Annotated in this window: 18 protein-coding genes; 9 read left to right on the top strand and 9 right to left on the bottom strand. The window is 73.0% G+C overall.

Annotated elements, in window-relative coordinates:
- The first annotated feature begins 145 nt into the window (after positions 1-145).
- Entirely contained in the window at positions 146-3349 is a 3204-nt protein-coding gene (locus ACZ7FF_RS15475; protein WP_470812684.1) for a tetratricopeptide repeat protein, read from the top strand.
- Positions 3350-3358: 9 nt separating this feature from the next.
- On the opposite strand, the gene ACZ7FF_RS15470 is transcribed toward ACZ7FF_RS15475, so the two are convergent.
- Positions 3359-3607, bottom strand: coding sequence for a hypothetical protein (locus ACZ7FF_RS15470; protein WP_470812683.1), 249 nt, complete (start codon positions 3605-3607; stop codon positions 3359-3361).
- Positions 3600-4460: a mycothiol conjugate amidase Mca gene (gene mca, locus ACZ7FF_RS15465; protein WP_470812769.1), complete on the bottom strand. Its 861-nt coding sequence runs from the start codon at positions 4458-4460 to the stop codon at positions 3600-3602. Before mca ends, ACZ7FF_RS15470 begins: the two co-directional genes overlap by 8 nt.
- A gap of 156 nt (positions 4461-4616) precedes the next feature.
- Here mca and ACZ7FF_RS15460 point away from each other — a divergent pair, with 156 nt between their 5' ends.
- Positions 4617-5015, top strand: coding sequence for a DUF4307 domain-containing protein (locus ACZ7FF_RS15460; RefSeq protein WP_470812682.1), 399 nt, complete (start codon positions 4617-4619; stop codon positions 5013-5015).
- A 191-nt stretch (positions 5016-5206) separates the two neighbouring features.
- Positions 5207-5707, top strand: a complete 501-nt coding sequence (gene greA / locus ACZ7FF_RS15455; RefSeq protein WP_470812681.1) for a transcription elongation factor GreA — start codon at positions 5207-5209, stop codon at positions 5705-5707.
- Positions 5708-5784: 77 nt separating this feature from the next.
- Here greA and ACZ7FF_RS15450 read toward each other — a convergent pair whose 3' ends face one another.
- From ACZ7FF_RS15450 to ilvA, 3 genes are all read right to left on the bottom strand, one after another.
- Positions 5785-6585 (bottom strand): ABC transporter permease, encoded by an 801-nt coding sequence (locus ACZ7FF_RS15450; protein WP_470812680.1) that lies wholly within the window; start codon positions 6583-6585, stop codon positions 5785-5787.
- Positions 6582-7583: an ATP-binding cassette domain-containing protein gene (locus ACZ7FF_RS15445; protein ID WP_470812679.1), complete on the bottom strand. Its 1002-nt coding sequence runs from the start codon at positions 7581-7583 to the stop codon at positions 6582-6584. The genes ACZ7FF_RS15450 and ACZ7FF_RS15445 overlap by 4 nt, the downstream gene beginning before the upstream one ends.
- A gap of 155 nt (positions 7584-7738) precedes the next feature.
- Positions 7739-8968: a threonine ammonia-lyase gene (gene ilvA, locus ACZ7FF_RS15440; protein ID WP_470812678.1), complete on the bottom strand. Its 1230-nt coding sequence runs from the start codon at positions 8966-8968 to the stop codon at positions 7739-7741.
- Between the two features lie 162 nt (positions 8969-9130).
- Between ilvA and ACZ7FF_RS15435 the strand changes: the two genes are divergently transcribed.
- The 3 genes from ACZ7FF_RS15435 (at position 9131) to ACZ7FF_RS15425 (ending at position 10687) form a co-directional block, all read left to right on the top strand.
- Positions 9131-9634 carry a MarR family winged helix-turn-helix transcriptional regulator gene (locus ACZ7FF_RS15435; protein ID WP_470812677.1) on the top strand — a complete coding sequence of 168 codons (504 nt, stop codon included), beginning with the start codon at positions 9131-9133 and terminating at the stop codon, positions 9632-9634.
- Positions 9635-9765: 131 nt separating this feature from the next.
- Positions 9766-10269 (top strand): sigma factor-like helix-turn-helix DNA-binding protein, encoded by a 504-nt coding sequence (locus tag ACZ7FF_RS15430; RefSeq protein WP_470812676.1) that lies wholly within the window; start codon positions 9766-9768, stop codon positions 10267-10269.
- 169 nt (positions 10270-10438) lie between these two features.
- Positions 10439-10687: a hypothetical protein gene (locus ACZ7FF_RS15425; RefSeq protein WP_470812675.1), complete on the top strand. Its 249-nt coding sequence runs from the start codon at positions 10439-10441 to the stop codon at positions 10685-10687.
- Between the two features lie 7 nt (positions 10688-10694).
- Here ACZ7FF_RS15425 and ACZ7FF_RS15420 read toward each other — a convergent pair whose 3' ends face one another.
- Positions 10695-11852, bottom strand: coding sequence for a cystathionine gamma-synthase (locus ACZ7FF_RS15420; RefSeq protein WP_470812674.1), 1158 nt, complete (start codon positions 11850-11852; stop codon positions 10695-10697).
- Between the two features lie 325 nt (positions 11853-12177).
- Between ACZ7FF_RS15420 and ACZ7FF_RS15415 the strand changes: the two genes are divergently transcribed.
- The gene (locus ACZ7FF_RS15415) at positions 12178-13296 is read left to right on the top strand and encodes a hypothetical protein (protein ID WP_470812673.1); all 1119 of its coding nucleotides are present in this window, start codon (positions 12178-12180) and stop codon (positions 13294-13296) included.
- Between the two features lie 94 nt (positions 13297-13390).
- On the opposite strand, the gene ACZ7FF_RS15410 is transcribed toward ACZ7FF_RS15415, so the two are convergent.
- Positions 13391-15496 (bottom strand): SpoIIE family protein phosphatase, encoded by a 2106-nt coding sequence (locus ACZ7FF_RS15410; RefSeq protein ID WP_470812672.1) that lies wholly within the window; start codon positions 15494-15496, stop codon positions 13391-13393.
- A 206-nt stretch (positions 15497-15702) separates the two neighbouring features.
- Here ACZ7FF_RS15410 and ACZ7FF_RS15405 point away from each other — a divergent pair, with 206 nt between their 5' ends.
- Entirely contained in the window at positions 15703-16989 is a 1287-nt protein-coding gene (locus tag ACZ7FF_RS15405; protein WP_470812671.1) for an ATP-binding protein, read from the top strand.
- 60 nt (positions 16990-17049) lie between these two features.
- Here the strand turns inward: ACZ7FF_RS15405 and ACZ7FF_RS15400 are convergent, their stop codons facing one another.
- The gene (locus tag ACZ7FF_RS15400) at positions 17050-18090 is read right to left on the bottom strand and encodes an NAD(P)-dependent alcohol dehydrogenase (protein ID WP_470812670.1); all 1041 of its coding nucleotides are present in this window, start codon (positions 18088-18090) and stop codon (positions 17050-17052) included.
- 181 nt (positions 18091-18271) lie between these two features.
- On the opposite strand from ACZ7FF_RS15400, the gene ACZ7FF_RS15395 reads away from it, so the two are divergent.
- Positions 18272-19171 (top strand): helix-turn-helix domain-containing protein, encoded by a 900-nt coding sequence (locus tag ACZ7FF_RS15395; protein ID WP_470812669.1) that lies wholly within the window; start codon positions 18272-18274, stop codon positions 19169-19171.
- 50 nt (positions 19172-19221) lie between these two features.
- Here the strand turns inward: ACZ7FF_RS15395 and ACZ7FF_RS15390 are convergent, their stop codons facing one another.
- On the bottom strand, positions 19222-19734 hold the full coding sequence (locus ACZ7FF_RS15390) for a hypothetical protein (RefSeq protein WP_470812668.1): 513 nt from the start codon (positions 19732-19734) through the stop codon (positions 19222-19224).
- Positions 19735-19789 lie beyond the last annotated feature (55 nt).

The raw sequence follows: 19789 nt of genomic DNA, 5'->3' as shown, positions 1-19789 counted from the left end.
GCGGACTCCTCCCCGCGGTTCGGCGGGCGCTCACAGGGGCGTCTCCGTACCTCCCCAACTCCCCACCGGCGAGCACCCCTCCCGCTGCGGCCCCGCTCGAAGGACACTTGTAGGCAGAGGTGTTGTCGCGGGAGGGGGACGGGGCATGCGGGACGACCACCGGGCCGAGGCCGACCGGCTGCTGGTGCGGGCCGTGGACGAGGAGGTGCGGCGCTCCGGCGGCCGCATCGACGGCCGGCCGCTGCTGTCGCGGGCGCGTGGCTCGCTGGACGCGATGGCGGGGACGGCGGGCGAGGAGTACGAGGCCTACACCCGCGCCCTGGACGAGGCCGAGGCCGGCCGGCTGACGTTCGGGCAGCGCTGCACCCGCGAGGGCGCCGGAACCGCTCTGCTGGTGGCCGCCGTCGCCGCGGTCGCCGCCGCCGTGGCCGACCTGTCCCTCGGCACCGGCGCGGGTACGGCCGTCGGCGCCGGTGTGGTCACGGGCGTGGTCGGCGCCGCGGCCACGGTGGTGAAGGTGGCCGGCACGCATCTGCCCGCCGCCCACCACCGGGCGGGCGCGGCCGGCCAGCCCGGCGGCCCGGAGCAGCTGCGGCTGCAGTGGCTGACGGCGCTGGAGGTGCGGGGCATCCGCCCGTTCCTCGACCAGCAGCGGATGCTCAGCGCGTCCACCGGCCCGAAGAAGCCGGGCGGCCCGGCGCTGCGCGGCGCGGACAAGAGCGCGGCGGCCCGCAGGCGCACGGTGCTGGAGCAGTCGTTCGGTCAACTGCCCGAGCCGGACGGCCCGTTCGCGGGGCGGCGGGCGGAGCTGGCGCGGATCAGGCAGTGGGCGCAGTCGGCCCGGGCGGCCACCGAGACCCGGCCGACGGTGGTCGTGCTGCACGGCGCGCCCGGCTCCGGCCGGACCGCGCTCGCGGTGCGCGCGGCGCACGACCTGCGGGACCACTTCCGGGGCGCGGTGGTCGTGGACCTGCGCGGCGGCAGCCGGGAGGAGGCGCCGCTGGCCACCCGGGACGCGCTGCTGCACCTGCTCAACCGGCTGGGCGCGCCCCGCGAGCAGCTGCTGTTCCGGGAGCGCTCGCTGCCCGACCAGCAGGTCAAGCGGCTCGGCGAGCTGTACCACCGGCATCTGACCGGGCTGCCGGTGACGATCGTGCTGGACGACGCCTCGGACCCGGGGCAGGTGCGGGCGCTGGTGCCGGAGCACTCGGACAGTCTGGTCCTGGTCACCGCACGCACCGCCCTCGACCTGCCCGCGGACCTCCCGGCCTGGGTGCACCACCTGCCGGTGGAGCCGCTGGACGCGGCGGGCGCCGAGGAGCTGCTGGGCGCGGCGGCCGAGGAGACGCCGGGTCCGTACGACGCGGAGTCCACCGACCGGATCCGTGAACTGTGCGGGGGTCTGCCGCTGCCGCTGAGGGTGGCGGGCTCCTCGCTCGGCCCGCGCTCGCCCCGGCAGCTGGCCTCGGACCTCGGGGCGTACGGACCGGTGGAACCGGTGGAGCGGGCACTGTGGCTGCGCTACACCGATCAGCCCGAGCCCGCCCGCAGGCTGCTGCGCAGGCTCGCCCTCGCGGGCCGGGCCTCGCTCGGCGCCGCGGCCGCCGCCGCGCTGCTCGCGACCGACGAGGCCGAGGCCGGGCGCCATCTGACGGCGCTGGCCCGGGCGGGTCTGATCGACCATGTGCGCGGCAGCCGCTACCGGCTGCACGACCTGGTGCGTGCCTTCGCCCAGGCCCGGCTGCTGGACGAGGAGGAGCCGGCCGAGCGCACGGCGGCGCAGGAACGGCTGATCGTGAACTACGCGGAGCTGGCCGACTCGGTGCTGCGCCTGGTCGACGGCAACATGTCGACGCGCTCGGACCGGTTCGGCCCGCACGGCTTCACCTCGCTGGACGAGGCGCTGCGCTGGCTGGACGACGAGTCCAGCTTCATCACGGCCGCGCTGCGCCAGGCGGAGGGCGTGGACCAGGCGGCCGTGCAGAACCTGCTGGGCGCCCTGTGCGACTACTGCCTGCTGCGCGGCGACCTATACCGGCTCGGGGAGATCAGCGAGCTGACGCAGGCCGTGGACGAGGGGCTGCTGGTGCGCTCGGTGCAGTGGCGCACCGGCATCGCGGCCCGGCAGCTGGGCGAGCTGGACAAGGCGCGCGCCACGCTGGCCTCGGTCGTGGACCTGTACCGGGAGGCACACCACGACGCGGGGGCGGCCCGCGCGCTGACCTCCCTCGGGATCACCCTGCACCACCAGGGCAATCTCACCGAGGCCGCCGCCCGGCTCCAGGAGTCGCTCGCCCTGCAGGCGGCGCCGGAGCTGGCGACCGACCGGGCCTGGACGATGCACGCGCTGGCGGCCGTGCAGCGCGACCGGGCCCGGCTGCCGGAGGCGCTGGACCTGCTCACCCGCTCGCTGGTCCTGCACCGCGAGGGCGGCTCGGTGCACGGCGAGGCCTGGGCCCACTTCCAGCTGGGCCAGCTGGCGCTGCGGATGGGCGACGTACCGCGCGCGGAGACGGAGCTGCGGGCCGCCCTGGAGCGCTACGGCCGGACGCACGACGCCCGCGGCGAGGCCTGGGCGCTGACCCAGCTGGCCCGGGCCCGGCTGGTGGACGGCGACATCGCGGCGGCCGTGGAGGGCCTCGGGCAGGCCGCAGCCCGGCACCGGGAGAACGAGGACGCGCGCGGCGAGGCCTGGACGCTGTACTACCTGGGTCAGGCGCGGGAGGAGGCCGGCGAGCTGGACCAGGCGGTGCGCGACCTGGAGCGGTCCCGCACGATGTTCTCCCGGATGCGGGACGTCTACGGGCTGGCCTGCGCCCGCCACCACTCGGCCCGCGCCACCCGGGACCAGCGGGCCGCGCAGACGGGTTCGCTGCGCAACTCGGGCTTCGCCCGCCAGTTGCTCGTGGACGCGCGCGCCGACTTCCAGCGGATCGGCGTCGCCCACGGCGAGGCCTGGACCTGTCTGGAGCTGGCGGTCGTCGACGCGGGCAACGCCCGTACGCAGCAGGCGCTGGGCCTGTGCGACGAGGCGCTCGACCTGTTCGCCTCCTACGGAGACCGGCGGGGCGAGGACTGGGCTCGCTTCCTGCGCTGCACGCTGCTGCCCTACGCGGCGCCCGGCGGCGTGGACGTGGGCACGGCGGTGGCCCAGGAGGAACTGGCCCAGCTGGCCCGCGCCGGGCACCCGCTGCGGGACGAGAAGCTCACCGAGTGCGTCTCGGCGTACGCCCTGCTGCTGGAGCGGGGGGTGAGCCTGGAGGCCGGCTGGCAGGCCTGGCGTCTGCGCATGACTCCGGACCGCCACGCCCGCGAGGTGATGGGGGTGGCGGTACCGGCGGCGCGCTGACGCCCCGGCTCAGCCCTGCCGCGCCGCGGAGTCGGCCTTGTCCCCGGCCTGCTCCGCCTCGGGGTCCGGGGCCTCCTTGAAGGCGACCTTCCCCATGTGCTTGCTCATCGACTTCATCAGGCCCCACACCGCCAGGGCCATCACCGCGAAGACGATGAAGCCGAGGACGCCGGGGGTGACCTTGTTCTGGTCGACGTCCTTGGCGAGGGGGACCAGGTGCGTCACTGCCAGGCTCACGCTTGCACTCATGTCAGGCATTGTCCCGGATGCCCGCGAAGAGGTCGTCCTCGGGGAGGGAGGTATCGACGAGGGACTTCGCCAGCTCGTACTCCTCCGTCGGCCAGACCTCCCTCTGGAGCTCCATCGGCACCCGGAACCAGCCGCCGTCCGGGTCGATCTGCGTGGCGTGCGCGATCAGCGCCTTGTCGCGGATCTCGAAGAAGTCCGCGCACGGGACGTGCGTGGTCAGCGTGCGCTCGGTGCGCTCCATCTCGCTCCAGCGCTTGAGCCACTCCCCGTACGGCGACTCCAGGCCCCGGTCGAGCATCGCCTGGTGCAGGGCCTCGGTGCGGGGACGGTTGAAGCCCTGGTTGTAGTAGAGCTTCTGCGGCTGGTAGGCGGTGCCGTACTCCGCCTCGGGGTACTTCTCACGGTCCGCCGCGCCCTCGAACGCCACCATGGAGATCTTGTGGGTCATGATGTGGTCGGGGTGCGGGTAGCCGCCGTTCTCGTCGTAGGTGGTGATCACCTGCGGACGGAAGGCGCGGATCTTCCGCACCAGCTCACCGGCCGCCTTGTCGACGTCCTCCAGGGCGAAGCAGCCCTCCGGCAGCGGCGGCAGCGGGTCGCCCTCGGGCAGGCCGGAGTCGACGAAGCCGAGCCACTCCTGCTCGACGCCGAGGATCTCCCGGGCCTCGTCCATCTCCTTCTTGCGTACCTCGTGGATGTGCTCCTCGATGTAGGGGTCGCCCTGGAGCTTCGGATTGAGGATGGACCCGCGTTCTCCACCGGTGCAGGTCACCACCAGCACGTCCACCCCCTCGGACACGTACTTCGCCATGGTGGCCGCGCCCTTGCTCGACTCGTCGTCGGGGTGCGCGTGAACGGCCATCAGTCGCAGCTGGTCAGTCAAGACTCAATCCTCGGTAGGTCGGCACCCCAAGGCCCGGGGTGCGCGTCAAGTCGGCGCCCCCATGGCTCAGGGCGCACTCGGCGGCTTCTATAGTGACCGAATCGGGGGGCGAATAATTCCGCGGAGAGGACGATCATGAGTACGGCGAGCACGCGGCTGCCCGAGGGCCGCTACGGCCGCTCCTCGGACGAGCGCGCCGACCGCAAGCTCAGGATCGCGGGCGTCGTGCTGGGCGCGCTGCTGCTCGCGCTGGTCGGGTACTTCGCCTACCACTACGTCGTGGAGACCAAGATCAGCGCCCAGGTGGTCACCTTCGACGCCACCGACAACGCGGTCCATGTGCATCTGGAGGTCCACAAGGACTCCGGCACCGACGGCTACTGCACCCTGCGTTCCCAGGCGGCGGACGGCTCCGAGGTGGGCCGCGCGGACTTCCGCTTCAGCGGGCCGGCCACGCGCATCGACAAGGTGGTCACGCTCCGCACCACGGCCAAGGGCAGCACGGCCGAGCTGCTCGGCTGTCACACCGGCTGACGGCACCCGGACACTCCCCGCCGTCACCCGGAATGCGTAGGCTCCGACCTGCGTTGATGCAATTCTGATGGCTTATGTCCTCCCCCTTCCGCCATTGAATTGTTAGGCTCGTGGTTTCGCCCATCCAAGAGGGAACATTCTTCTGGGTAGGGCGATGCTTTGTATTTCCCAGTACCGACGAGGAGCACCCTGTGACCCAGACCAGCGAGAACGTCACCTGGCTGACCCAGGAGGCGTACAACAAGCTCAAGGACGAGCTTGAGTACCTTACTGGTCCTGCGCGCACGGAGATCGCCGCCAAGATCGCGGCCGCGCGCGAGGAGGGCGACCTGCGCGAGAACGGCGGGTACCACGCGGCCAAGGAGGAGCAGGGCAAGCAGGAACTGCGCGTGCGCCAGCTGACCCAGCTCCTCGAGAACGCCCAGGTGGGCGAGGCCCCGGCCTCCGCCGACGGCGCCGTCGCGCCCGGCATGGTCGTCACGATCGCCTTCGACGGTGACGAGGACGACACCCTGACGTTCCTGCTCGCGTCCCGTGAGTACGCGAGCTCCGACGTCGAGACGTACTCGCCGCAGTCCCCGCTCGGCTCCGGAGTCATCGGCCACAAGGTGGGCGAGGACGCGGAGTACGAGCTGCCGAACGGCAAGAAGGCCTCGGTGAAGATCCTGAAGGCCGAGCCCTACCCGGGCTGACCGGCCCCCCCGATTCCTCGGGCCCCCGGCATCCGCATCGACCGGACGCCGGGGGCTTCGTCATGCCCGGGGCGCCGTCAGCCGGCCGCCCGGCGGTACTTGCGGACCGCGAGGGTGCGGAAGAACAGGATGATCACGACCGACCAGATCAGCGAGGCCCACACCGGGTGCTGCATGGGCCAGGCGTCGGGCGTCCGGAACCCCGGGGGGAGGTTGCCGAACAGCTCACGGCACGCCTGCACGGTGGCGCTGAACGGGTTCCACTCCGCGATGTGCCGCAGGAAGGCCGGCATCTGGTTCGCGTCCACGAACGCGTTCGAGATGAAGGTCAGCGGGAACAGCCAGATCAGACCGCCCGAGGTGGCCGCCTCGGGCGTGCGCACGGACAGGCCGATGAGAGCGCCGATCCAGGAGAACGCGTACCCGAGCAGCAGGAGCAGGCCGAATCCGGCGAGCACCTTGCCGAGGTTCTCGTGCGTGCGCCAGCCGACCAGGACGGCCACGATCGCGAGGACGAGCAGGGTCAGCGCCGTCTGGACCAGGTCGGCGAGGGTGCGCCCGGTCAGGACCGCGCCGCGCGCCATGGGCAGGGAGCGGAAGCGGTCGACGAGGCCCTTGTGCATGTCGTCCGCGATGCCCGCCCCGGCGCCCGCGGTGGCGAACGTCACGGTCTGGGCGAAGATGCCGGCCATCAGGAACTCGCGGTAGGCCTGCGTGGAGCTGGACGCACCGACCTGGATCGAGCCGCCGAACACGTAGGTGAACAGCACCACGAACATGATGGGCTGGATCAGCCCGAAGATCAGCATCTCGGGGATCCGGCGCATCCGGATCAGGTTCCGCTGGGCGATGACCAGGGAGTCGTTCACGGCGCTCACTTCACGGCCTCCTTGCCGTTCTCCGCGTCCCGGCCGTTCTCCGCGTCCTGGCCGGGTGTCTCGGCCATGTGTCCGGTCAGGGACAGGAAGACGTCGTCGAGAGTGGGGCGGCGCAGGCCCACGTCGTCCATCTCGATCCCGCGCCCGTCGAGTTCCCGGATGATCTCGGCGAGCAGCTTGGCGCCGCCGGTGACGGGGACCGTGAGCCTGCGGGTGTGCTCCTCGACCGTCATCTCGCCCTTGCCGAAGGCGGTGAGCACCTCTGCGGCGGTCCGGATGTCCTCGCGCTCGTGCACCACGACCTCCACGCGCTCGCCGCCGGTGCGGGCCTTGAGCTGGTCGGAGGTGCCCTTGGCGATGACCCGGCCGTGGTCGACCACCGCGATGTCGTGGGCGAGGTGGTCGGCCTCCTCCAGGTACTGGGTGGTGAGCAGCAGCGTCGTACCGCCGGAGACGAGCTGCTTGATGACCTCCCACAGCTGCTGGCGGTTGCGGGGGTCGAGGCCGGTGGTCGGCTCGTCCATGAACATCACCGGGGGTGAGACCACGAGCGCCGCGGCGAGGTCGAGCCGGCGGCGCATGCCTCCGGAGTAGGTCTTGGCGGGTCGGTCGGCGGCGTCCGCGAGGTGGAACTGCTCCAGCAGTTCCACCGCGCGCCGCCGGGCCGCCCTGGCCCCCATCTGGTACAGCCGGCCGACCATCTGCAGGTTCTCCCGGCCGGTCAGGTACTCGTCGACCGCCGCGAACTGGCCGGACAGGCCTATGGAGCGGCGGACGGCGTCGGGATCCTTGAGGACGTCGACGCCCGCGACGACGGCCGTGCCGCTGTCGGGGCGCAGCAGGGTCGTCAGGCAGCGGACGGCCGTGGTCTTGCCGGCGCCGTTCGGCCCGAGCAGGCCGAGGACCGTGCCCTCGGGCACGTCGAGGTCTACGCCGTCCAGTGCCCTTACATCGCCGAAGGTCTTCACCAGGCCTTCGGCATAGATGGCGCCTGGCATGTGTGTCTCCGTCTCCACGTCGTCGGGGATGCGTTGCGGGATTTCGGGCACACCATAACGCGATGTATCGCGTCTCTCAATGGACTTCGGCCATGATTGCTCGAACGAGTGCTCCCCCGGCCCGATCCCGGCCCCGGGCCGGCCGGGGCGAGGCCTCAGTCGATGACCGTGTAGCCCCCGTCCCGCAGGGCCTGGCCGACCTCGGCGCAGTGCACGGGGCCCTTGGTCTCCAGGTGCAGCTCCACCTCGGCCTCGCTGAGCCCGAGCCTCGGATCGGTGCGCACATGACTGACGTCGAGGACGTTGGCGTCGGTCAGCGACAACGTGCCGAGGAGCATGGCGAGGGCGCCGGGACGGTCGGTCAGCCGCAGCCGGACGGCCAGGTAGCGGCCCTGAGCGGCCATGCCGTGCCGCAGCACGCGCTGGAGCAGGACGGGGTCGACGTTGCCCCCGGACAGCACGGCGACGACCGGGCCCTCGAAGGCGTCCGGCGCGGCCAGCAGCGCCGCGACCGGGCTGGCCCCGGCCGGCTCCACGACGAGCTTGGCGCGTTCGAGGCAGAGCAGCAGGGCGGCCGACAGCTGGTCCTCGCGGACCGTGCGCACCTCGTCGACCAGCTCCCGGATGATCCCGAAGGGCACCGCCCCGGGCCGGCCCACCCTGATGCCGTCGGCCATGGTCGCCGGGTTCTCCACCGTCACCGGGTGCCCGGCGGTCAGCGAGGGCGGGTAGGCCGCCGCGCCCTCCGCCTGCACCCCCACGATCCTGACCTCGGGCCGGATCGCCTTGACCGCGACCGCGATGCCGGCCGCCAGTCCGCCGCCGCCGATCCCGACGACGATCGTGCGCACCTCCGGGCACTGCTCCAGGATCTCCAGGCCGACCGTGCCCTGGCCCGCGATGATGTCCGGGTGGTCGAAGGGGTGGATGAGCGCCGCGCCCGTGGCGTCCGCGTACTCCTCGGCGGCGGCCAGCGACTCGTCGACCACCTGGCCGTGCAGGCGCACCTCGGCGCCGTAGTCCCGGGTCGCGCTCACCTTCGGCAGCGGGGCGCCCTTGGGCATGAACACCGTGGCGTGCACACCCAGCAGCGAGGAGGCCAGCGCCACGCCCTGCGCGTGGTTCCCGGCGCTCGCGGCCACCACGCCCGCCGCCCGCTGCTCGGGCAGCAGCCCGGCGATCCGCACATAGGCACCGCGCAGCTTGAACGAGCCGGTCCGCTGGAGGTTCTCGCACTTCAACTGCACGGGCGCGCCGACCAGCTGGGACAGGTACCGGCTGCCCTCCATCGCGGTGACCCGTGCCACACCCGAGAGCATCTTCTGGGCTCCGCGCACATCGTCGAGGGTGACGGAACGCAAGGAGTCAGCCGTGCCGTAGCTCATGACTCCAGCATCGCAGTTCACACTCGCGTACGACTGGTGTGACCAACCTCCGAGACCGGTTTGTGCAGCGCCGGTACGGCCCGGCGCCGGGCCGCGTACCCTGTCCCCCAACCCAGCAGCCCTCCATGAAGTGAGCCTCCGGCCATGCCCACAACACCTGAAATGTCGATGGACATGACGACCGTCGGTGACCCCGGTCTTCTCGACACCCTCCAGCACGAGGTGGCGGTGTTCGCCCGCCGCGCCGAACAGACGCGGCTCGGCGGGGTCGGGCAGGTGCGCAACTCCATGGACCGCGCCGCCTACCTGCTGCTCAACCGCCTCGACAAGGAGGGCCCGATGGGCGTCAAGGCGCTCGCCGCGGGCATGGGCATCGACTCCTCGACGGTGACCCGGCAGGTGGCGCCCCTCGTCGACACCGGGCTGGTCAAGCGCACCTCGCACCCGGAGGACGGCCGCGCGGTGGTGCTCCAGCTGTCCCCGCGCGGGGCCGCCAGGCTGGAGGAGGTGCGGTCGTCCCGGCGTCAGCTGATGGCCGAGCTGACGCACGACTGGGCACCGGAGGAGCGCGAGCAGTTCTGCACGCTCCTCACGCGCTTCAACCACGCACTGTCCGCGCGGACCCTGCAGGGCGGCCCGGCCGCGGAGCAGCCGCCGGCGTCCTGAGCCGCACCGTGCACAGGAGCGGTCCCAGCTCTTGACCCCGGGCCCGCGCTGGCCTCATATGAGACCGGGTCCTGTGTCGTACGCGGTTCACCTGTCCCGTACCGGACGGGGCCCCTCATGGGGGAGGCGCGGTGCTTGATCGGCAGGTGTCCCGCGGGGCCCGCCGGGCCCGGGAGTTCGAGGCGTTCGTCGCGGGCGCGGCCGGGCGGCTGCTGCACGCCGCCACGCTGCTCACCGCGGAGCCGCCGGACGCCAACCCGCGGGCGCGCCGCCTGCTGACCCTGGCCCTCGGCCACACCTACGCCCGCTGGGACCGGCTGCGCGGCGAGGACCCGTACGACTGCGCCCGCCAGTACCTCGCGACCCGCTTCGCGCGCGCCACCTGGCACCGGTACCTCGTCCTCGGGCGCACCCGGCCCGATCCGCGCAGCCCGCTCGCCGCGCTCGGCCCGCAGGAACGGCTGATCCTGGTGCTGCGGCTCTACGAGGGCATCGCCGAGGAGCAGGCGGCGGCCCTGCTCGGCCTGCCCGTGGACCGCGTCCACACCATCTGCGACCGTGCGACGGCCACGGTGCTGCATCCGCCCCGGCCGGCCGGCCCGCGCGCGGTGGGCGCGAAGGTGGCACCGTCATGAGCCCGCGACACGGCGTTTTGGGGCCGTCGCTCCCGGTCATGGGGCCACGGCCTGCGCGTACGGCACCGCGGCGGGGCTCGCCGGTGCCGCGACACGGCTTTCCGGCGCCCCCGTGCGCCGTCGCGCAACCCCAGCAAACGCGCGAAGCGCGGCACGCGGGGAGGGTCCGGTGAACCGGACGGAGCGGGAGGCCGCCGTACGGCGGGTCATGGAGGACCGGCCGGTGGCGGTGCCGCCGGAGCTGCACGCGGAGGCGGTGCGGCGCGGCGAGCGGGTGCTGCGGCGCAGGCTGCTCCTGCGCCGGGTGCTGTGGCTGCTGGCGTGCGCGGCCGTCGTGGCGTTCAGTGTGTGGGCCGCGCGGGCCCACCCGTGGGTGGAGCCGCCCTCGCAGACGACTCCACCGGTCACCGGCTGGTGACCCGGGACTACTGGCCCAGGGCCTGCTGCAGGTCCTCCAGCAGGTCGTCGACGTTCTCGATGCCCACGGACAGGCGCACCAGGTCGGCGGGCACCTCGAGGGCGGAGCCGGCCGCGGAGGCGTGCGTCATCCGGCCGGGGTGCTCGATGAGGGACTCGACACCGCCGAGGGACTCGCCGAGGGTGAACACCTTGGCGCGGTTGCAGACCTCGACGGCTGCCTCCTCGCCGCCCTGGACCCGGAAGGACACCATGCCGCCGAACGCCTTCATCTGCTTGGCGGCGACCTCGTGGCCGGGGTGCTCGGGCAGGCCCGGGTAGAGCACGCTCGTCACGCGCGCGTGCCGGGTCAGCATGTCGGCGATCCTCGTGGCGTTCTCGCTGTGCCGGTCCATGCGCACCGCGAGGGTCTTGGTGCCGCGCAGCACCAGCCAGGAGTCGAAGGGGCCGGCCACGGCGCCCATCGCGTTCTGGTGGTAGGCCAGTTCCTCGCCGAGGCCCTGGTCGGACACGATCAGCGCGCCGCCGACGACGTCGGAGTGACCGCCCATGTACTTGGTCAGGGAGTGCACGACGACGTCCGCCCCGAGCGACAGCGGCTGCTGGAGGTAGGGCGTGGCGAAGGTGTTGTCGACGACGAGCCGCGCGCCCGCGTCGTGCGCGACCTGGGCGACGGCGGCGATGTCGGTGATGCCGAGCAGCGGGTTGGAGGGGGTCTCCACCCAGACGGCCTTGGTCTTCGGGGTGATCGCGTCCCGCACGGCGGCCGGGTCGCTGGTGTCGGCGACGGACCACTCGACGCCCCAGCGGGTGACGACCTTGGCGAAGAGGCGGAAGGTGCCACCGTAGGCGTCGTTCGGGATCACCACGTGGTCGCCCGGGCTGAGCAGCGTGCGCAGCAGGGTGTCCTCGGCCGCCAGGCCCGACGCGAAGGCGAGGCCGCGGCGGCCGCCCTCCAGCGCGGCGAGGTTCTCCTCGAGGGCGGTCCGGGTGGGGTTGGCGCTGCGGCTGTACTCGTAGCCGCCACGCAGCCCGCCGACGCCGTCCTGCTTGTAGGTCGAGACCTGGTAGATCGGCGGGACGACCGCGCCGGTGAGGGGATCCGCGGTGTTGCCCGCGTGGATCGCGAGAGTCTCGAAGTGCTGACTGATGTGCCTGTCGCTCATGTCCACCGAGCGTAGTGCGCCTGGCCGGATCCTGACGCCCACCCGGCTCACGGGGCAGCGGCGCGAGGGATTTCCCTGCGTGGACGACGGCGGGGGTACGACGGCGGGCCACGACGGCAGGGGTACGACGGCAGCCGGGACGGCAGCAGGAGGTGGACGACGGCGGGAGGCAGGACGACGGCGGGAGGTGGACGCGGCGGAAGGCAGGACGGCGGCGGAAGGTAAGGCGGCTCACGGCCCCCTCCTGTCATGGCCCGGACCAGGGTTTTCCACAGGGCGGCGGTGGGGTTGGCCAACTGTCGGCGGCGTCTGGTTCGCTTGGGGCATGGCGATTCTCTGGCTGCTCATGGCGCTGCTCATGCTGAGCTTCGTGCTGCTCCCGGTCATGCGGCGCAGGCGCGGGATGATCGAGCAGGTCCCCCCGGGTCACCCCGACGCCGCCGACCCGGCGGACTACGGCTTCGTGCGCCAGGAGGAGCTGGACGTGCGCATGCCCGGCCCGGACCAGGACCTGCTGGACGTCCTGGACCTGGTGCAGCGCACACAGGACTACCGCGCGGCGGCCCAGCTGCTGGCCGGCACCGAGATCGGGGGCGAGCTGCGCTGGCAGCGGGTGCAGGCCTTCGCCGGCGCGGCCGCGCTCGAACTGCAGCAGCGGCCCGGCGGGGTGCACGAGACACCGGGCGGCCAGTGGCTGCGGGTGTGGCGGGCCGAGCAGCCCAAGGACGCCGGCGGTGCCGCGGTGCACGCGGAGTTCCTGGTGCAGCAGGCCTGGCGGACGTCCACGCCCGGCACGGACGACTTCCGGATCATCATGGAGGAGGCCCGGGAGTCGTGCGGGCAGGCGGCCCTGCTGTCCCCCGGCGACCCGGTGCCGTACATCGTCGAGCTGTCCGCCGCCCGCGGACTCGGCTGTCCGCGGGACGAGTTCGAGCAGCTGTGGCTCAAGATCCTCGACCGCGCCCCGAACCACATGGGCGCGCACCTGGCCGCGCTGCACTACTGGTGCGAGAAGTGGCACGGCTCGCGCGAACAGGCGTACGCCTTCGCCGAGGCCGCCGCGGCCCGCGCCCCGCAGGGCTCGCTGCTCGCCGCGCTGCCGCTGTTCGCGGTGTTCGAGCACCTGCCGGAGGTGAACCTGGTCGCGAGCTTCTACCAGAGCGAGGTCGTCACCAGGGCGATGCACGGCGCGCTGCACGCGGTGCACGCCGCCCGTGCCGACGACCCGGTGCTCGCGCACGTCCGCCATCTGCTGATCTTCTTCCTGGTCCGCGCCGAGCGCTGGTCGGAGGCCATGCACCAGCTGATACACGTCGACGGTCACGTCGGCGCGCTGCCCTGGATCCTGTCGGCCGACCCGGCCGCCGAGTTCGCCGTCTACCGCGCGCTGGCGGTGGGCGGCTACGAGGCCAACGGCGGCAGCCCCGCGAGCCTCCCCGGCTGACCGGTCGCGGGCCCGCCGGGCGGCACGGCCGCTCACCGGACCGCCGGGCGGCACCTCGTCGGTCAGGGGCGTGACAGGCAAGGACCGTGGCGGGTCAGGGCCGTGGTGGCTCCGCGTTCTGGCCGTCGAGTGCCTGCTCGGTCCAGACGGTCTTGCCGTCGGCCGAGTAGCGCACGCCCCAGGACTGGGCCAGGTGCCCGACGATGAACAGGCCCCGGCCGCCCTCGTCGGTGGCGCGCGCGTGCCGCAGATGCGGCGCCGTGGCGGCGCTGGAGTCGCTCACCTCGCAGGTCAGGGACCGGTCCATGATCAGGCGCAGCTCCAGTGGCGGACTGCCGTGGCGCAGCGCGTTGGTGACCAGCTCGCTGACGATCAGTTCGGTGCCGAAGGCGGTCTCCTCGTCCACGTCCCACTCGGCCAGCCGCGCCGTTGCGAACTCACGGGCCGTCGCGGCGGCGGTGAACTCGCTGCCGAGCGCGCGGGTGGCGACCCGGTCCGAGGGGAACGGCCGGGTGCGGGCCAGCAGGAACACGGCACCCTCCGTCGTGACCTCGGGCGGCAGGTCGCAGAGGATCTCCTCGCACAGCTTCCGGGGGCTGCGGGACGAGCCCGCCGGGGCCGCCCGGTGGAGGCCCGCGGCGGCGGTCAGGTAGGGGACCAGCGCCGGGGTGCCGGGGAAGGCGATCACGCTGTCCTCGGGGATCCGTACGGTCGTCGCCGCGAAGGGGGACTGGTCGGTGCTGCCCAGGCGCGGACCGGGCGTGATGTCGGGCTGCTCGACGCTCCCGTCGGGACCGGCCATCACGGGCCCGGGATGGTCGGCCCGGGCGATGGTGCAGGCTCTGGTCAGCGGGTCGTACACGGCGTAGACGCAGCCCGCGGTGGGGGGCTCGGGAGCGGGCTCGCCGGCGCCGGGGAGCGAGGCCCGCTCGGCCGTCAGGAGGGTGGCCGTGTCGCTCAGCCGCGCGAGCAGATCCTCGGGGTCCAGGTCCAGGACGGCCAGGGAGATGATGACGGTGCGCAGTTGGCCCATGACCGCGGTCGCCTGGATGCCTCCTCCGTCGACGGATCCGGCGACCAGCGCGGTGCGGGCGCCGGACAGCGGGATGGTGTCGTACCAGGCTCTCTCCCCGGTACCGGAGTGTGCGACGCCCGCCACCTCCAGCGCCGTCTGCGAGGAGGCGTGCAGCGGGGGCAGGTGCTGCAGGACGGTCACCGCGACCGAGTGGTCGCGCGTGTACCGGCGGGCGTTGTCGACGCACAGCGCGGTGTGCCGGGCCACGTCGCGGATCAGCTCCGCGTCGCTCTCCTCGTACGGGCGCGGCGAGGAGGTGCGGTACAGACTCACCAGGCCCAGCGCGGCGTCCCACAGGGTCAGGGGGGCGACGAGCATGCTGTGCGCCCCGGTCTCGCGGATGGCCCGGCCGCGCGCGGGGTCGGCGTCCAGCCAGGACGGTCCGGGCACGAGCGGGACGGCGCGGGGCAGCAGGTCGGACAGGGCCTGGCTGAAGGGGGTCGGCTCGGGCAGGATCCCCATGTGCCCGAGCGGGAGGGCCTGCGGCTGGCCCTCCCCGGCGCCGCTGCGGAAGGCGGCCCGCAGCAGCGCGGGGCACGGGTCGAGCGGCGCCGCCGGAGGTTCCTCGCCCCGGACCACGGCGTCCACCAGCTCCACCACCGCGATGTCGGCGAAGCCCGGTACGAGTGTGTCGGCCAGTTCCTGGCAGGTCACCACCGTGTCCAGGCTGCGGCCGACGCGCTCGCGCACCTTGTCGAGGACGGCCAGCCGGGCCAGGGCCCGTTCCCGGTCGGTGACGTCGAGGACGGTGATGGTGATGCCGAGCACCCCGCCCAGCGGGTCCAGGAGCCGGAACGCGGAGAGTTCGTACAGGCGTTCCTCGCCGTGGTGGGCCGGCGGCCGCGCCCGCAGGATCCGGCGCCGCACCGGTACGCCGGACGCCAGCACCGCGCGCACGAGAGCCTCGGCCGCCCGGGCCTCCACCATGTGGTGCGAGCCGGGGAACGTGCGGCCTATCAGGTCCTCCTCGCGCAGCCCCTCCATGGCGGGTGTCGCTGTGTTGATGCGGATCACCCGCAGGTCGCTGTCGAGGACGGCCATCCCGACCGGCGCCTGGCTGAACAGCGCGTCGAGGGTCACGGCCCCGGTGTCGCCCGCGCCGCCGCGCCAACCTCCGTCGGCCATGGAAGTCGCCTCCTGTGCCGCCCTGTGCGCCCCGCGTCCGCGTCGGCGGTCTCCTCTCCGGTGTACCCCGGCAACGAGTACCCGGCGACCGTGGATCACGACGGCGCGGCCGTCCGGACCCGCCCGGGCGCGGGGGTCCCGCGGGTCCGTCCCGGCTCGGCACCCGGTGCTCTCCCAGGGGACAATGTGAACCCCGGCCGGGTGAGGTGGTGGCGATGCCCGCTTGGCATCTGCGCGACTATCACGACGACGATCTCGACCAGGCCATCCAGATCTGGGACCAGAGCCGCCGGGCCGACGAGGACCGGGTGTTCCCGGTCTCCGAGGTGATGGCGGCGGCCAAGGCCGGTCAGCCGGCGGTGGTCGCGGTCGTCGGCGACGAACTGGTGGGCATGGCCGTGGCCGAGGCCCAGGGCAAGCGGGGCTGGGTCCTGCTGGTGGCACTGGCCGCGCGCTGGCGCGAGCGCGGGATCGGCAGCGCCCTGCTCGCCGAACTGGAACGGCGTTTGCGGGCGCTGGGCGTGCGCCACATCAGCGCGCTGCTGCCGGCGGGCGCCGCCGGCACGAAGGCGCTGGAGAACTCCGGCTACCGGTTCCGCGACGACCTGACCTACTACGAGAAGCTCGAACCGCTCGGTGCCGCCAACGCCGACGTCCTCACGGCGCTGGGCGGCCGGATGCTGCCCGAGGGGCTCTGGGACGCCATGGCCGGCATGGAGCGGGAGAAGCAGGTCGTCGAGCGCCGGGTGGTGCTCCCGCTGACGGAGCCGGCGCTCGCGGACCGCTACGGGGTCGTCCCGCCCAAGGCCGTGATCCTGTTCGGGCCGCCGGGCACCGGGAAGACGAGCTTCGCCAAGGCGGTCGCCTCGCGGCTCGGCTGGCCGTTCGTCGAGCTCTTCCCGTCCCGGCTCGCGGCCGACACCAGCGAGGGTCTGGCCACGGCGCTGCGGGACGTCTTCGCGGACCTGGCGGAGCTGGACTCGGTCGTGCTCTTCATCGACGAGGTGGAGGAGATCGCGGGCGCGCGCTCCGGCAAGGCGGTCGACCCCGGGCACGGGGTGACGAACGAACTGCTCAAGCTCATCCCGGTGTTCCGCGAGTCCGACGCGCGGCTGCTGGTCTGCGCCACCAACTCGGTGCGCTCGCTGGACGCGGCCTTCCTGCGGCCGGGACGGTTCGACTACGTCATCCCCATCGGCCCACCGGACCCGACCGCCCGCTCGGCGATCTGGGCCCGCTATCTGCGGGCCGCCGGGGAGTCGGTCGACATCGCGAGGCTGGTCGCGGCCAGCGAGCTGTTCACCCCGGCCGACATCGAGTTCGCGGCCCGCAAGGGTGCGCAGGCGGCCTTCGAGCGCGAGGTCGCCCACCGCCGGGGGCGGCCCGCCACCACCGAGGACTATCTGGACGCCATCGCCGACACCCGCCCGACGCTCACCGCGCGCGCGATCGAGGAGTTCACGGAGGACATCGAGGAGTACAGCCGTCTCTGAGCGGCGGGGCGCGCCGGCAGGGCGCGGGGGTCGCCCCGCGCCCTGCCGGCAGGGCCGCGATCAGATCGTGGCGGTGTCGATGACGAAGCGGTAGCGGACGTCGCTCGCCAGCACCCTCTCGTACGCCTCGTTGATCTCGGACGCGCTGATCAGCTCGATCTCGGCGCCCAGGCCGTGCTCGGCGCAGAAGTCCAGCATCTCCTGGGTCTCGGGGATACCGCCGATGCCGGAGCTGCTCAGGCTGCGGCGGTTGCCGAACAGCGACTGGAGCACGATCTGCACCGGCTCCTCGGGCAGGCCGACGTTCACCATGGTGCCATCCGTGCGCAGCAGGGACAGGTAGGCGGCGAAGTCGAGCGGGGCCGAGACGGTGTTGAGGATGAGGTCGAAGGTGCCCTTCAGGGACGCGAAGGTCTCCGGGTCGCTGGTGGCCCGGTAGTCGTCGGCGCCCAGCTTCAGGCCGTCGTCCTTCTTGCGCAGGGACTGGGACAGCACGGTGACCTCGGCGCCGAGCGCGTGGGCGATCTTGACGCCCATGTGGCCGAGACCGCCGAGGCCGACGACGGCGACCTTCTTGCCGGGGCCCGCGTTCCAGTGCCTGAGCGGGGAGTAGGTGGTGATGCCGGCGCACAGCAGTGGGGCGGCCACGTCGAGGGACAGGCCCTCGGGGATGCGGACGACGTAGTTCTCGTCGACGACGATCTTCTCGGCGTAACCGCCGTAGGTGGGCTCGCCGTCCTTGCCGACGGCGTTGTACGTCCAGGTGGGGGCCTTGGCGCAGTACTGCTGCAGGCCGGCCCTGCAGTTGTCGCACTCCCGGCAGGAGTCGACCATGCAGCCGACGCCCACGCGGTCGCCGACGGCGAACTTCGTCACTCCCGTCCCGACCTCCGAGACGACGCCCGCGATCTCGTGGCCCGGGACCATCGGGAAGATCGCCTCGCCCCAGCCCTCGCGGGCCTGGTGGATGTCGGAGTGGCAGATGCCGGCGAACTTGATGTCGATCAGGACGTCGAACTCGCCGACCGCGCGTCGCTCGATGGTGGTCCGCTCCAGCGGGGCCTTCGCGGCGGGCGCGGCGTACGCGGCAACAGTGGTCATGGCGGGGTTCTCCCTAGCAGCTCCGTGCGTGCCCGGCTGCCTCACCGCCGGGCACAGGTCCAGCCTGCATCAGGTCCCACGGGTCACCCAGTCCACACCTCTGCGTACGTCCGCCGTGCCTACCACTGGCGGGATCAGGCTCGTGGGCGTACGACCGGCCGGCGGCACCGATACTGGCGGTATGGACGAACAGCCGGAAGCGGCCGCCCCCGGCCTACCCCTGGACCGGCGTGCCGAGCTGAGCGAGTTCCTGCGCAGCAGGCGGGCGCGGCTGAAGCCGGAGGACGTGGGACTGCCCGACTTCGGCCGGCACCGCCGGGTGCCGGGGCTGCGCCGGGAGGAGCTGGCGCAGCTGGCCGGGGTGTCGGTGGCGTACTACACGCGCCTGGAGCAGGGCAACGGGCGGAACGTGTCGGCGGAGGTCCTCGGCTCGATCGCCCGGGCCCTGCGGCTGACGGACGCCGAGCACGCGCACCTCACCCACCTGGCCAAGCCGAAGGCGCACAAGAAGAAGCCGGCGGCGCGTCAGCAGCAGGTCCGCCCCGCGCTGGTGCAGCTGCTGGACTCGATGGACGGGGTGCCGGCGTACGTCGTGGGCCGCCGCTCGGAGATCCTCGCCTGGAACCGCATGGCGGCGGCGGTCTTCGGCGACTGGGCGGAGCTGCCGGCGGCCGAGCGCAACTGGGCCCGGCTGGTGTTCCTGCGGCCCGAGTACCGCGAGCTGTTCGTGGACTGGGAGCAGAAGGCGATCGACATCGTCTGCGCGCTGCGCATGGACGCGGGCTGCTACCCGGACGACCCGAGGCTGTCGGCGCTGGTGGGCGAACTCTCTGTGAAAAGCGAGGAGTTCCGCCGTCTGTGGGCCACACACGACGTCAAGGAGAAGAGCCACGGGCTGAAGCGACTGCACCATCCCCTGGTGGGCGGCCTCTGCCTGAACTTCGAGTCCTTCCGGCTGTCGGACGGCACCGACCAGTCCCTGGTGACGTACCACGCGGAGCCGGGCTCGCCGTCCGCCGAGTCGCTGCGTCTGCTGGCCAGCTGGGGCACGGACGCGACCCGCGCGGTGCCGTCGCCGTAGGTCCGCCGGGTCCTAGGGCTCGCGGCGCGGGGTGATCCAAACGACAGGCCCTAGTCCTCGATGCCGAGGTCGGCGCGCATCAGCCGCCGCATGGTGGTGAGCAGCGGCTCGGCGGCCTTGAGGTCGAGCAGTGCCCGGTCGGCGCTCTCGCCGTCGCGGGCCAGACTGCGGTCGAGGCGCTTGACGGCGGCGTCGATGCCGGCGAGCACCCGGTTGACGTCCCGGGAGGCGTCCAGGATCCGCTCGGGCACGACCATCTGCGCCTCGGCGTACCGGTCGCGGTACTCCCGCCGCACCTCCTCCAGCTGTTCGCGTTCCTGGTCGGTGTACACGCCGTCGCGGAGCCGGTGCAGGGCGTCCTTCAGCAGGGTGTGGAACTGGCGGGAGGCCCGGTTCATGGCGGTGTAGGCGTCGCGCCGTTCCTCGAACCCGCGCCTGCTGTCGGCCCGTTCGGCCTCGTCGGACCGCTGCCGGTCGGTGTACCGCTGGCCGAGCACGGGCGCGAACAGCGTCCCGAGGACGCCGACGACGGCGGTGATCATGGCGGTGACGGCGGCGGTCATGGGGGGACCCTACGCCGAGGGGCATGCCGGAGGGTCTCCTCCGGCATGCCCCTCG

This window comes from Streptomyces sp. NPDC037126 (assembly GCF_055605965.1).
Note: the sequence above shows the minus strand (reverse complement) of the source record. Positions and strands in the feature narration are given on the sequence as shown.